Here is a 12,817-nt window from a genome sequence, read left to right on the forward strand (position 1 = left end):
GTGAATTATTCACAGAAAAGAAGTTCTTAGCAGGATGTAATTTTGCTTCAACAATAACAAGGTTCGTTTGTAAAGCTTTGATATTCTGTAAATTTTATAAGAAAGCAAGTCATTCTTAACGACATGAAAAATAGGGCGTTTAATTTCTAAAAATAATAACATTATGAATAAAATTAAAAATATAGTCCTTGTTCATGGCGCTTTTGCAGATGGTTCGGGATGGCGAGGCATATATGACATTTTGAAAGCTAACGGATACGATGTAACTGTGGTGCATAATCCATTAACATCACTAGAGGATGGTGTTCAGGCGGTAAATATCGCTCTAGACAAAATCGGACAGCGTACCGTTCTTGTGGGACATTCCTATGGCGGGGTCATTATTACCGAAGCTGGCAACCATCAGAATGTGGAAGTGCTGGTTTATGTAGCAGCATTTCAGCCAGGAGATGGGGAAACGGCTTTACAATGGATACAAACTGCTCCTCCTGCGCCAGAAAATGGGATTTTACCTGCAGATGAAAATGGTATTATTTATTATGATAAAGATAAATATCATATGGGAATTTGTGCAGATTTAAGCCCAGAAGACGCTGACTTCATGTATGCTTCACAAGGCGCTTTTTATGCTAAAGGTTTTGTAACGCCAATTGAAAAAGCGGCATGGAAATCAAAACCTTGTTATGCTGTAATTGCAACTGAGGACAAAAGCATTCCGCCCGAAATTCAAGAAGCCATGTACAAACGCTCCAAAACAGTTGGTACTTACATAAAAGGAAGCCACGCGGTTTACATATCCCAACCTGAAGCTGTAGCAGATGTAATTATTGCAGCTTCTGTACAAGCATCATAATATTAAAAAAAAAAGGAAAAATGAGAAAAATTTTATTTTCAGTATTTATCATAATACTATTTATTTCCTGTCAAAAGGAGAAAAAAGAAAATGTAGCTGCTGCAGATTTAATTGTGACAAATGGCAAAATAGCCATTATGGATAAGAACAGCACAATTACTGAAGCGATAGCGGTTAGAAAAGGAAAAGTATTGGCATTTGGAACGAATGAAGAAATGTTAAAACTAAAAGGAGAACAGATAAAAGTTATTGATGCTAATGGAAGAACAATTATTCCAGGGCTGAATGATTCTCATTTGCACCTTACCAGAGGAGGACGTTTTTACAATGCCGAACTGAGATGGGACGGTGTCAAGTCTTTAAAAAAAGCATTGCAAATGTTAAAAGAACAGGCGGCAAGAACTCCAAAAGGGCAATGGGTACGTGTGGTAGGAGGCTGGAGTCCTTTTCAATTTGAAGAAAAAAGATTTCCTACTGTTCAGGAAATTAATGAGGCAACAGGAGATGTTCCAACTTTTGTGCTATTTCTTTACAGCAGAGCATGGATGAATAAAAGCGGTTTAAAAGCCCTTAAAATTGATGAAAATACAAAACCACCCGAAGGAAGTTCGTATGAAAAAGGTTCAGACGGCAAGTTGACTGGGGTATTTCTGGCAGAACCAAATCCTACAATACTTTATGCTGGTATCGGCGCACTGCCTGCCATGACCGAGGAGCAAATGGCTAATTCTACCAGACAATTTTACAGAGAATTGAATCGCTTGGGAATTACAAGCGGTATTGACGCTGGTGGCGGCGGACATGTATTCCCGAAAGATTATGGTGCGACAAAAGCTCTTGCAGATGAAGGAAAGATGCCTATAAGACTTTCTTATTATTTGTTTCCTCAAAATAAAGGAAGTGAATTCGAAGAGTTTCAAAATTGGATCGCAACAAATAAAGTGGGGCAAAATGGAGAAATTCATTTGGATCATGGTTACGAATTAGAAGGAGGAGGAGAATTTCTGACATGGAGTGCGGGCGATTTTGAAAATTTCCTGGCACCGCAGCCTATGCTGGAAGATAGACCGTCGTGGAGAAATGATATTAAAAAAGTGATCCGTCTGCATGTTGATAGCGGCTGGCCGTTTAGAATTCATGCAACGTATGGCGAAACCATTGCTAATTTATTAGATGTTATTGAAGAAGTTAATAAAGAAACTAATGGGAAACTCGCCAAGCAAAGATGGTTATTTGATCACGCAGAAACCGTTACTGAACCACAGTTGAAAAGGATTAAAGCGCTTAACGGCGGAGTTGCGATTCAGGCCAGAATGGCGTACGCAGGAGAATATTTTGTAGAAAGGTATGGAGCTGATAAAGCCAAATATGCTCCGCCTTTAAAATTAATGATCAAAATGGGAATTCCTGTCGGAGCAGGAACCGATGGGACTAGAGTTGCAAGTTATAATCCGTGGCCTGCTTTATATTGGATGGTTTCAGGAAAAACGGTGGGAGGTAAGCAATTAAGTGCTCCTGATAATTTGCTCACCCGACAGGAAGCTTTAATGCTGTACACAAAAGGTAGCGCTTGGGTATCCAAAGAAGAAAATGTAAAAGGTACTTTGGAAAAAGGAATGTTTGCCGATTTTATATTGTTGTCAGATGATTACTTCACTGTTGAAGAAAGCCAGATTAAAGATTTATCAGCTGTATTAACAGTTGTAGGAGGAAATGTGGTCTTTGGTGATAAAGAGTTTTCAAAATTGGGACCTGCATCAGAAAAAGCAATTCCGGACTGGTCACCTGTCAATTTTTATGGAGGTTATAAAAACTAACATAACTGTAAAATACACTCAAACATGTCTAAAATATTATCATAAAATGAAAATAAAAATTATTCTGTTGATGCTGACGATAGTTAGTGTCAATCAATTTAAGTTGTATGCCAATTTTTCTGCGGGGCAAAATGAAGCGGTAAAAAGTAACATTATCTATAATCAGGTTCAATACAAAACGGTAATTGTTGACAATTTAAAAATATTTTACCGTGAAGCAGGTGAAACAAGGAACCCTACGATCATCTTATTGCACGGATTTCCGTCATCTTCTCATATGTACCGAAATTTGATTAATGAGCTATCTGCTAATTATCATGTTATTGCTCCCGATTATCCTGGTTTTGGTCAGAGCAGTGCTCCAACTCCAGAGAAGTATCAATATACTTTTGATAACTTATCAGTTACGATCGAGCACTTCATAGATAAATTGAAAATTAAAAAAGCCAGTTTTTATATTCAGGACTATGGAGGACCTGTCGGTTTGAGAATAGCAACGAGACGACCTGAACTTATTCAGTCACTTATAATTCAAAATGCAAATGCTTACGTTGAAGGTTTAGGTGAAATTCTAAAACCTCTTACAGCGTACATCCAAAATCAAAACACAGAAACTGAAAAGGCAGCGCGTTTTTTCCTAACACTTGATGCTACAAAATGGCAGTATCTAACAGGCGCTGAAAATCCAGAAAATGTAGCGCCAGAAAGCTATATCGTCGATCAGTACTATTTGGACAGAGCGGGAAATGATCTTATACAGCTGGCACTTTTTCGCGATTACGGATCTAATATCGCACTATATGAAAAATGGCACCAGTATTTTGCTAAATATCAGCCACCTATGCTGGTTATTTGGGGGAAAAATGACCAGTTTTTTACCACACCAGGCGCAAATGCTTATAAGAAAGATAATCCAAGTGCAGAAATTCATTTCGTAAACGGAGGTCATTTTGCCTTAGAAGAACACTACTCAGAAGTTTCAAAGTTGATTATTAATTTTTTGAGTAAGAAAGTTAAATAACAGCATTCACAGATATTGGCTTTGAAATGCTTTTTAAAATTTATCATTAAGTTTCGTCCAATTTAATTAATCCATTTTTTAAACAATAAATCTCAACTATTATGAAAAAGTTAATCTTAACAGCAGCAGTTGTACTTTCATCTCTGACTGCATTTGCACAAAAACCAAGTCCACAATTATTAACCCCTAAAAATCATACATTGGTTTTAGTAGATCATGAAGGCCAGATGGCATTCGCAGTTGGTAACATACCTGTAGATCAGCTTCGAACAAATACAGGAATGGTTGCAGGAGCGTCGAAGATTTTTAAAGTGGCTACAGTAATTACAACGGTGGCCGAAGAGTCTTTTAGTGGCCCAGTTTTTCCTGAAGTTCAAGAATTTTATCCTAAATCAAGTACCAAATATTTTGACAGAAGCACTATGAATTTCTGGGAAGATGCTAATGCTTACAAAGAGGTCGTTAGTAAAGGAAATAAAACCATTGTAATGGGCGGTTTATGGACTTCTGTTTGTATTGTCGGACCTGCATTATCAGCTATAAATGATGGCTATACCGTTTATGTAATCACTGATGCAAGCGGGGATGTTACAGATGAAGCTCACAATCAGGCCGTAACCCGTATGGTACAGGCTGGTGCAAGACCTATTACTTCAATGCAATATTTATTAGAATTACAGCGCGACTGGGGAAGATCGGAAACGTATACAGCTGTTACAGATTTAGTTCAAAGATTTGGCGGGTCTTATGGAATTGGCGTTCAATACAGCCGAGCAATGCTTAAACACTAGTTTGTTTAACAAAGCAATAGTTTAATTTATTGGCCTTTAACAAGACAAGTTCTAGATCAAAATTTTGGAGAATGTACTTCACTAGGCCAATAAAGTTAAAAGTCAATTTAAAAACGAAAACCATGATACATATTTTTTTTTCACTGCTATATTCAAATGTTGGAACCAAATTGAATAACTTTGTTCTGCTCTTTTTTAGGATTGCCGTTTCTTTGGAACTTATTTTTGCACACGGATTAAAGAAAATCGGCATTGGGGCTGAATTAGCTGAAGTTGTTCCAAACCCATTAGGTCTGCCTGATGCTTTTAATCAAGTTTTTGCCACAGTCGCCAATCTTGTAATGCCGCTTTTTATAATTGTAGGCTTGATGACACGTTTAGCAACTTTACCTATTTTAGCCGTTACGCTGACAGGTTATTTTATAGTGCATTTTAATGATCCAATATTAGTAAAAGATACGCCGCTAATTTACAGTCTTTGTTTTTTACTAATTTGCTTTACTGGCGCAGGTAAATATTCGATTGACCATTATATCATTAGCCGAAGAAAAAAATAATTTTTTTTAGAGTCGCCGGGAATCGAACCCGAGTTTGACATCTAGAATTATCATTCTTAAAAAAGTTCTAATAATTTTAAACTGTATAAAATATCGATTATGAACTATCAAAAATTAGCATTTACGGACGCCATAAAAAAGCTTCAGGAAGAAAATGGAAGCAGATCAGCGTATGAAAATATGGAAAAGAGATCTATAGTTGATGGACTTACAGAAAATGAAATCGGATTTATTTCCGAAAGAGACAGTTTTTATATGGCCAGTTATGGCGAAAATGAATATCCTTACATACAGCATCGTGGCGGACCAACCGGTTTCATTAAGGTTATTGATGACAAAACAATTGGGATTGTAGATTTTTCAGGAAATAGACAATATATTTCTTTAGGGAATATATCGAACAACAATAAAGTCGCTTTATTTCTGATGTCCTATCCGCAAAGAGCGAGGCTGAAAATTTATGCCCATGCGAAGGTAGTTGAATTAAAAGACAACGAGGAATTATATAATCAGCTAAAGCCTTCCGAATATAAGTTCAGACCCGAGAGAATGATTTTATTTGAAATTCAGGCTTACGATTGGAATTGTCCTCAACACATTACACCTCGTTTTACAAAAGAAGATGTTGAAATGGCTTTTCAGCCCCAAAAAGAATATATTGCCAAACTGGAAAATACGATTAGAGAACTGGAAGAAAAACTGGCTCAAAAGTCGAAATAGTACCTGGAAATTAGTCCAGCAAACTTTGTCTGCGGTAATCTAAAGGTGTCATTCCAGTATGTTTTTTGAAAAAAATGCTAAAATAAGAGGTATAGCTGAACCCTAGCATGAACGCAATTTCTTTCATAGTGTATTGAGAATCCTGAATTAAAATTTTTGCAGTACTAAGAGTTTTTTCAGCAATTAACTGACCGGCGGTTTTACCTGTTTTTTCTTTTAGGACGGTGGACAAGTAATTTTCATGCAGCTGTTGCATTTCAGCATAATCTTTTATATGAAGGATCTGTTTTACTTTTCCTTTTAGCAGCTGGTCATAATGATACTCCAGATTTTGTAAAAAATCATTCAAGATATCAGGATTTTTTGACTGTACGTTATGAACGCTGTAACCGACCCAAAATTCTTGTTTTATTTTAAGCAAAATCCTCGTCAGAAGGTTTGCGCATAATTTTTTCTTAAGCGGTGAGTCCTTTTGCATTTCCTGATGAATCAGCAGAATAATCGCTCTCAGTTCCTGCTGAAATGCGGCTGATGTATGCAGAGGCAGATGTCGTTCAAACAATAAGAAAGGAAATACTTCATAGATAGAGATGCCGGCATATTTTAAAATAAAATCTTCGGAAAACAGCAAGCCGTATGTTTCGGTTACTTCTTCCCATCGTAATTCCTGCAGATCTCCCGGTTTGTTCATAAACAGCATATTAGGTCTGATCTCGACCGTTATATCTTCATATTTCATCGAACCATAGGAATCAATAACAATTCCAATGGTAAAAAGGGTAGAGCGGAATAGTGAATAAGTGTAGGGAAGCCTTTCTTTCGGGTGCAGTATTTTTGAAATGATCAGCGAAAAATCGTCATCGCCCATATGTCCTTCCGAGTAGTCGATTCCCATTACTCTAATATTATCATAGAGTTCGTATGTTTCCTTTTTTTTAATTGTGCTCATGAGTATAAATCCTATAATTGGCTTGGCGTTCTCAGATAAAGGCAATATCCTTAATCTGGAATTAGGTGTTTTGATGCATTTTTCTGTATATCCCTGGAGCAGATTGGGTTTGCGTTTTGAAAAAGCTGTAAAAGTAGTTCAGATCATTAAATCCGTATAAAAAAGCAATATCCTTCATTGATTTTTCCGAATGTTTCAGCAGGTATTTGATCTCATCGACAAGCTTTTTATTAACCCATTCGTTTACCGTTTTTTTTGTGATATTGCTTATGGTTTTGGATAAATAATTCTCATCTAAGTTCAACAACTGGGCGTGCTCTTTGATTCGCATAACTGAAAGGCATTTGCCTAGAGCAAGTTTATTAAAATTGTTTTCAATATTTTGGCGAAAGTCGATTACAATTTTATTGTTTTTTTCGTTATTTATTTTGAATTCTGATTCATTTTCTTTTTCCAACTGTACAAAAAATAAAAGGTTCAAGGTCAAATTTGCCATTAAATCATTTTTATAGCACAAATCTGAAGTTGCTATTTTATGCATTTCAATACAGGTCTGCTCAAAATAATTCATGGTATCTTGAGTGACACAGCAGCAGTAGCCGTTCCTAGTATTGAATTCCATAATATTATCGATTCCGCCTGGAAAATGTTTTAAAATGAACGATTTCTTGAACGCTATATTGTAAACTTTTACCATATCTGTCCAATGGATTTTAAAATAAGAATCGGGACAGGCCACTATTATATGATTAGGATGCAGTTCAAAAATATCATCCCCTACAGTAAAGCTTCCATTTGCATTGGTGACAATGGTGAAACTGTAATAATCCGATCTGAAGGTCGGGGAGTTAAATGGAAAAGTCAGATCCCATTCGTGCACTTTAACAATTGAAAATTCGTCATTATCAATATAATCATGATAAGAAAGCTTTAAAAACTCAATTTGATCTTTATAAGTACTGAGGGTTGTTGGTTGTGTTATCATGGCTATACAAATTGGTTATGGTAAGTTACTTGGCGAATGGTGAACTTTTTATTATTCAAAGATATGGGAAAGGAAAATTACCATTATACCTTAAAAATGGCATTAATTTATAAAATTCAAAGATTATGAGTTTGCTGTAAACTTTTTCTATAATTCTTAGGTGTCATTGTAGTCTGTTTTTTAAAGTAACGGCTAAAAGACCGACTGTCAGTAAATTGAAGTATATTGCAAATCTCTGAAATTGGACTTGATGTTTCAGTCAGCAGCATTTTAGCCTCACCTAAAATTCTGCTGTTAATCCATGCAGTTGGCGTTCTGCCTGTTTTAGTTTTTATTATTCTGCAGAAATATTCTTCATTTAGAAATTGTAATGCAGCAAAATCCCTAGCCTTTAATTGCTTAGGTTTTTTACCATTTAATATCCCACCAAAGTATTCATCCAAATCTTTGTAGAATATATTAACTACGTTTGAATTAACATTTTTACCAGAAATTAGATTTGATTGATTTTGAAAAAGCTCGTTAATTTTTATGAGCAGAAATTCTACCATATTGCCGATAAGAATCATATTTTGATTTCCTTTTTTTATTTCGTGCTTAAGCTGGTCGATGTTGCTTTTTACTATTTGGTAATTTTCAGAGTCAACGACGCTATACATAAAAGAATCTGATAATAAAAATGGAAACTCATTATAGATGTTACTAATACAGTGCTTAGCAAGAAAATTTTCAGTAAAGAATATAAAATACGCCTTGGAAATATGATCTATCGTATAATTGCGAAAATGTCCAGGCGTCGTTATAAATATACTTGACGATTGCAATCGCATCTCTTGATTATTGTAAAGATGTGTTGCGCACCCTTCATAAATGACAAATATTGTAAAGAAATTTGCTCTGTATGAATTAGATGCTTTTAGTAGTTTATTTTGATTTGATGGATCTATTTCCTGAAGCAAAAAATCTTCGAAGAAAGGTCCTACGATAGGTATTCCAAACCAATCACGGATTTCAGTTAAAGTCTTGAGCATTTCTATTTTGGTATCCATGTCATGATATATAGAAGAAAAGTAATTTCGCGATTGCACAGCTGGTTATTGGCGTTATTACATATCTAGATTTGTACTATTGATAATACTATAAGAGTGAGTTCGAATAGAGGTATATTGTTAATGTTTTTTATGTAAAATACTTAATTTCAAATTCTTATATTATGCATAATTACTAAAGAAAAATGAGTTGCGCTAATGTTATCAAACAAACCTTTTTTGAATCTTAGGTTAGTATAATCATTTGTGGTTTATTCACAGATAATGTGCTATTTTAGTTATAATTTTCACGAGGAAATAACGAAAGTATAATCTGAAACTGTATTACTAACTTGGAAATTATTTCATTTAGTAAATGTTTCTACTCTGATCTCTAAAAGTTTCGAACCTAAGCTTGCTAGGCTTGTTTTTGCTGGAATTCTGTTTTTCGAAAATGCATGTGCCACGATTTTGCCACAAACTCATAGCACTAATATTTTTAACATTTTTTAGGTTAATCAATATTTGAAGCTAACCTTTTGTAGTTTACTTGCGAGAGGAATTAACCATTTTTTATCCGTAGTTGAACGGCAATAAATAATAGAAGATTAGAGCTTTATTAAATTTCCTGTTATTGAAATGTGATTTAAATAAGTTTGCTTGTACTTAAATATTATTTCTGGGAGCTTATTCCCGCTATCCGATGTGATCTTCTGTGCTCAGCCTTGGCGGAGAAGGATTTCCGCTGCTATCAGGGCTAGGACTGTGACGGGTGCCCGTCTAGAGTTTGTAGAGCTTCGTATTTAGGCTGGTCGATCAATTAATAAATCATGGGATTTAGCTGTTTATTACGATCGTAATTTTCATGGTAACAAAGATTTTCTTTTCGAAATTTAAAGTATGTCGTACCTTTTATTGGACTAGACATTGATTTTCCGATTGTGCAAGTGATGCTTGCACAATTACCTAGGGGTCTAACTAATTTAGCACAAAGCAGTGTTTAGCTTTATATATTGGCATGGTAAGGTGTAGAAAACGGAAAATATAGATAGTTCTCATTTTTAGTTATTTCCCCTGATATAATCAGAGGTGTTTGAAATATAGAATGCTTTCTTTGTACGAACTAATATTTATGGATAATTTTTGCTTCTCCACAGATTTACGCATTTATCCATTTTTATTTTAAGGAAAGAAAATAAAAGCAAAATGATTTAAAGCTATCGTATTGTAGTATAAGTAGTAAAAAAAGGCGCCAATTATCTTCAATTGGCGCCTTTTGGCTGTGTGGTGACAGGAACAGGACAAATTTCAACATCTTTTATGGATGATTTGAAGAAATTGGCTTACCATATGTAATATTTGTCTTCTATTGGCTTTGTAAATTTGGTTTGGATGTCCTGTTGGGATTGAGGGAAATTTGTATCTAATTATACTGTTTTAGGGCAATAATTCATGTTGCATTTTACAAGATGAAACCTAAAAAAGGTTAAAGATTGGATTTTATGGCTTAAATTTATGATTGCCTTAAGTTTTATCAGGAAAACCTACTTGCAATTTAATTATACCAAAAACTTAATTTTTATGAAAGTACAAATCCGCCTTTTACTGTTCTTGTTTTTAAGCAATGTATTTATTAGTAATGCTCAAGATGTTTTACCTTTTCCAACAGCTCCTTCAGCCAGTAAAGCAGGCGCAAGTATGGCAGAATCTGTTCATAAACGCCGAATCGAAAAATCAAATCTTCCAGCCGATGCGCCGAATATTATCATTATCTTGATAGATGATGCCGGGCCAGGTTTAGCAAATACTTTTGGTGGAGAAGTCAATACGCCAGCACTGACTAAATTAGCAAATCATGGAGTTTCATATAATAGATTTCATTCGACAGCAATGTGCTCTCCTACGAGAGCGGCTTTGTTAACCGGACGAAATCACACCAGAGTAGGATCTGGACAAATTACAGAGTGGGCAAATGATTGGGATGGTTTTAGCGGGCTTATTCCTAAAACTTCAGCAACTGTTGCTGAAGTTTTAAAAAATTACGGTTATGCTACTTCTGCTTTTGGCAAATGGCATAATTCTCCACCTTTGGAAACCTCTAAAGTCGGACCGTTTGATTTTTGGGCGACCGGTTATGGTTTTGAATATTTCTATGGATTCTTAGCAGGAGAAACATCTCAGTACGAACCAACATTAATTAAAAACACGACTTACGTTTCGGTTCCCAAAACTGCTGAAGAAGGGTATCATCTTACGGATGATTTGGCCGATAATGCCATTCAGTGGATGCATGACCAAAGAGCTGTAAATCCAAACAAACCTTTTTTTATGTATTGGGCTCCAGGTGGCATACACGGTCCGCACCAAGTTAATAACAAATGGGCAGATAAATATAAAGGTAAATTTGATGATGGATGGGATGAATATAGAAAACGTGTATTTAAAAGAGAAAAAGAACTAGGATGGATTCCAGCAAACACAAAGCTTACAGAACGCCCATCAACTCTGGCTGCATGGAGCGACATTCCAGAAAGTGAAAAACCGGTTGATGGAAGTTTTTGCCGGATTTGCTGAACATACCGATTACAATGCGGGAAGAATTATTGATGAATTAGAAAAAATGGGAATTGCAGACAATACGCTTGTTTTCTATATCTGGGGTGATAATGGTTCTAGTTCTGAAGGACAAAACGGAACTATAAGTGAATTATTGGCTCAGAATCAAATTCCAACAAAAATTGAGGATCATTTAAGAGTATTGAATGATGAATTAGAAGGGTTAAGTGCTTTAGGAACTCCAAAAACAGATAATATGTATCATGCTGGCTGAGCGTGGGCTGGTTCAATTCCTTTTAAAGGAACAAAATTATTAGCCAGTTATTTTGGAGGAACACGTCAGCCCATGGTTGTTTCTTGGCCTAAAAAAATTAAAGCTGATAAAACTCCTCATGCGCAATTTCATCATGTAAATGATATTGTTCCTACGATTTATGAGGCGTTACAGATAAAAGAACCTAAAAAAGTAAACGGCTATGATCAGGATCCTATAGACGGAGTCAGTATGGTTTATACCTTTAATGACGCCAAAGCGAAAGATCAAAAACATACCCAGTTTTTTGATGTAATGGCAAGTCGAGGAATATATCACGATGGCTGGTTCGCAAGTACTTTTGGTCCGAGAGTTCCGTGGATGACTGTAACGCCGGGAATCGACAAATGGACGCCTGAAAAAGATGTTTGGGAATTGTATAATATCAACGAAGATTTTAGTCAGGCTACCGATTTAGCAAAGAAAAATCCGTCGAAATTAAAAGAATTGCAGACTTTATTTATGGAGGAATCTGTTGCCAATAAAAACATGCCGATAGGTGGCGGATTGTATGTTTTATTACATCCAGAAGCCATTAAAGCTAATCCTGCGACAGAATTTAATTATACCGGAAATATGACCCGATTACCAGAATTTGATGCGCCTAGAATTGGATATAATTCTAATAAAACCACAATTGAATTGAACGCCTCTGAAAATGCAAATGGCGTTTTATTTGCAATGGCGGGTTATGCTGGAGGTTTAACTTTATTTGTTGAAAATGGTGTTTTAAATTATGAGTACAATTTATTTGAAATACAAAGAACCAAATTAAAAGCAAAGTCAAAATTAGAGAAAGGGAAATCGACTATTGAAGTTGTTTTCAAAAGAATCCCAAATAAGGAAAGTCCAAAATTAAGCGGGGCTGAAGTAACTATTCTTGTAAATGGCAAAGAAGAAATAAAAGGAATTGTACCCACAATTATTAATTCGGGTTTTTCTGCGAATGAATGTTTTGATATCGGAACAGATTTAGGTTCGCCCGTGTCACAGGCTTATTATGATAAGGCCCCTTTTAAATTTAATGGTACAATTGAAAGCGTAAATATTAAATATTTGAAATAATAGAACCATTAAGACTTTGGTTAAATTAAAGCGACTACAAAAATTTTAATCCTGTAAATTTTTCAGCTTAAATTCTAAAATTTCTTTTTAATAGTATTTTAGTTGTTACATTTCTAGTTTGATGTAACCTAAAACTTAAATAAAAGCTAAGTTTATTTACTA

At 35.2% G+C, this 12,817-nt stretch carries 12 protein-coding genes; 9 read left to right on the forward strand and 3 right to left on the reverse strand.

What is annotated here, in order from left to right; translation table 11 throughout:
- Positions 1 to 163 precede the first annotated feature (163 nt).
- The 6 genes from QLQ96_RS16095 to QLQ96_RS16120 all read left to right on the forward strand — a co-directional run bounded on the left by QLQ96_RS16095 (position 164) and on the right by QLQ96_RS16120 (position 5,759).
- Complete coding sequence (locus QLQ96_RS16095; RefSeq protein WP_482491728.1) at positions 164 to 853, forward strand: alpha/beta hydrolase; 690 nt, start codon at positions 164 to 166, stop codon at positions 851 to 853.
- A gap of 20 nt (positions 854 to 873) precedes the next feature.
- The gene (locus tag QLQ96_RS16100) at positions 874 to 2,670 is read left to right on the forward strand and encodes an amidohydrolase (RefSeq protein WP_482491730.1); all 1,797 of its coding nucleotides are present in this window, start codon (positions 874 to 876) and stop codon (positions 2,668 to 2,670) included.
- A gap of 46 nt (positions 2,671 to 2,716) precedes the next feature.
- Positions 2,717 to 3,691 (forward strand): alpha/beta fold hydrolase, encoded by a 975-nt coding sequence (locus QLQ96_RS16105; RefSeq protein ID WP_482491732.1) that lies wholly within the window; start codon positions 2,717 to 2,719, stop codon positions 3,689 to 3,691.
- 101 nt (positions 3,692 to 3,792) lie between these two features.
- Complete coding sequence (locus QLQ96_RS16110; RefSeq protein ID WP_482491734.1) at positions 3,793 to 4,482, forward strand: isochorismatase family protein; 690 nt, start codon at positions 3,793 to 3,795, stop codon at positions 4,480 to 4,482.
- 122 nt (positions 4,483 to 4,604) lie between these two features.
- The gene (locus tag QLQ96_RS16115) at positions 4,605 to 5,039 is read left to right on the forward strand and encodes a DoxX family protein (protein ID WP_482491736.1); all 435 of its coding nucleotides are present in this window, start codon (positions 4,605 to 4,607) and stop codon (positions 5,037 to 5,039) included.
- Between the two features lie 99 nt (positions 5,040 to 5,138).
- Entirely contained in the window at positions 5,139 to 5,759 is a 621-nt protein-coding gene (locus QLQ96_RS16120) for a pyridoxamine 5'-phosphate oxidase family protein (protein ID WP_482491738.1), read from the forward strand.
- A 10-nt stretch (positions 5,760 to 5,769) separates the two neighbouring features.
- On the opposite strand, the gene QLQ96_RS16125 is transcribed toward QLQ96_RS16120, so the two are convergent.
- From QLQ96_RS16125 to QLQ96_RS16135, 3 genes are all read right to left on the reverse strand, one after another.
- Complete coding sequence (locus QLQ96_RS16125; RefSeq protein WP_482491739.1) at positions 5,770 to 6,708, reverse strand: helix-turn-helix domain-containing protein; 939 nt, start codon at positions 6,706 to 6,708, stop codon at positions 5,770 to 5,772.
- 61 nt (positions 6,709 to 6,769) lie between these two features.
- Positions 6,770 to 7,693 carry a helix-turn-helix domain-containing protein gene (locus tag QLQ96_RS16130; RefSeq protein WP_482491740.1) on the reverse strand — a complete coding sequence of 308 codons (924 nt, stop codon included), beginning with the start codon at positions 7,691 to 7,693 and terminating at the stop codon, positions 6,770 to 6,772.
- Between the two features lie 116 nt (positions 7,694 to 7,809).
- A complete protein-coding gene (locus QLQ96_RS16135; protein WP_482491742.1) occupies positions 7,810 to 8,742 on the reverse strand; it encodes a helix-turn-helix domain-containing protein in 933 nt (310 codons plus the stop codon).
- Positions 8,743 to 10,302: 1,560 nt separating this feature from the next.
- Between QLQ96_RS16135 and QLQ96_RS16140 the strand changes: the two genes are divergently transcribed.
- The 3 genes from QLQ96_RS16140 (at position 10,303) to QLQ96_RS16150 (ending at position 12,655) form a co-directional block, all read left to right on the forward strand.
- Complete coding sequence (locus QLQ96_RS16140) at positions 10,303 to 11,295, forward strand: sulfatase-like hydrolase/transferase (RefSeq protein WP_482491743.1); 993 nt, start codon at positions 10,303 to 10,305, stop codon at positions 11,293 to 11,295.
- A complete protein-coding gene (locus tag QLQ96_RS16145) occupies positions 11,270 to 11,551 on the forward strand; it encodes a sulfatase-like hydrolase/transferase (protein WP_482491745.1) in 282 nt (93 codons plus the stop codon). The genes QLQ96_RS16140 and QLQ96_RS16145 overlap by 26 nt, the downstream gene beginning before the upstream one ends.
- 72 nt (positions 11,552 to 11,623) lie before the next feature.
- Positions 11,624 to 12,655 carry a hypothetical protein gene (locus QLQ96_RS16150; RefSeq protein ID WP_482491747.1) on the forward strand — a complete coding sequence of 344 codons (1,032 nt, stop codon included), beginning with the start codon at positions 11,624 to 11,626 and terminating at the stop codon, positions 12,653 to 12,655.
- Positions 12,656 to 12,817 lie beyond the last annotated feature (162 nt).

Source organism: Flavobacterium sp. B167r (assembly GCF_056824315.1).

Bases quoted from the DNA above. Each gene is read 5' to 3' on its own strand.
- QLQ96_RS16095 (WP_482491728.1), top strand. From the start codon at position 164: ATGAATAAAATTAAAAATATAGTCCTTGTTCATGGCGCTTTTGCAGAT.
- QLQ96_RS16100 (WP_482491730.1), top strand. From the start codon at position 874: ATGAGAAAAATTTTATTTTCAGTATTTATCATAATACTATTTATTTCC.
- QLQ96_RS16105 (WP_482491732.1), top strand. From the start codon at position 2,717: ATGAAAATAAAAATTATTCTGTTGATGCTGACGATAGTTAGTGTCAAT.
- QLQ96_RS16110 (WP_482491734.1), top strand. From the start codon at position 3,793: ATGAAAAAGTTAATCTTAACAGCAGCAGTTGTACTTTCATCTCTGACT.
- QLQ96_RS16115 (WP_482491736.1), top strand. From the start codon at position 4,605: ATGATACATATTTTTTTTTCACTGCTATATTCAAATGTTGGAACCAAA.
- QLQ96_RS16120 (WP_482491738.1), top strand. From the start codon at position 5,139: ATGAACTATCAAAAATTAGCATTTACGGACGCCATAAAAAAGCTTCAG.
- QLQ96_RS16125 (WP_482491739.1), bottom strand. From the start codon at position 6,708: ATGAGCACAATTAAAAAAAAGGAAACATACGAACTCTATGATAATATT.
- QLQ96_RS16130 (WP_482491740.1), bottom strand. From the start codon at position 7,693: ATGATAACACAACCAACAACCCTCAGTACTTATAAAGATCAAATTGAG.
- QLQ96_RS16135 (WP_482491742.1), bottom strand. From the start codon at position 8,742: ATGGATACCAAAATAGAAATGCTCAAGACTTTAACTGAAATCCGTGAT.
- QLQ96_RS16140 (WP_482491743.1), top strand. From the start codon at position 10,303: ATGAAAGTACAAATCCGCCTTTTACTGTTCTTGTTTTTAAGCAATGTA.
- QLQ96_RS16145 (WP_482491745.1), top strand. From the start codon at position 11,270: ATGGAAGTTTTTGCCGGATTTGCTGAACATACCGATTACAATGCGGGA.
- QLQ96_RS16150 (WP_482491747.1), top strand. From the start codon at position 11,624: ATGGTTGTTTCTTGGCCTAAAAAAATTAAAGCTGATAAAACTCCTCAT.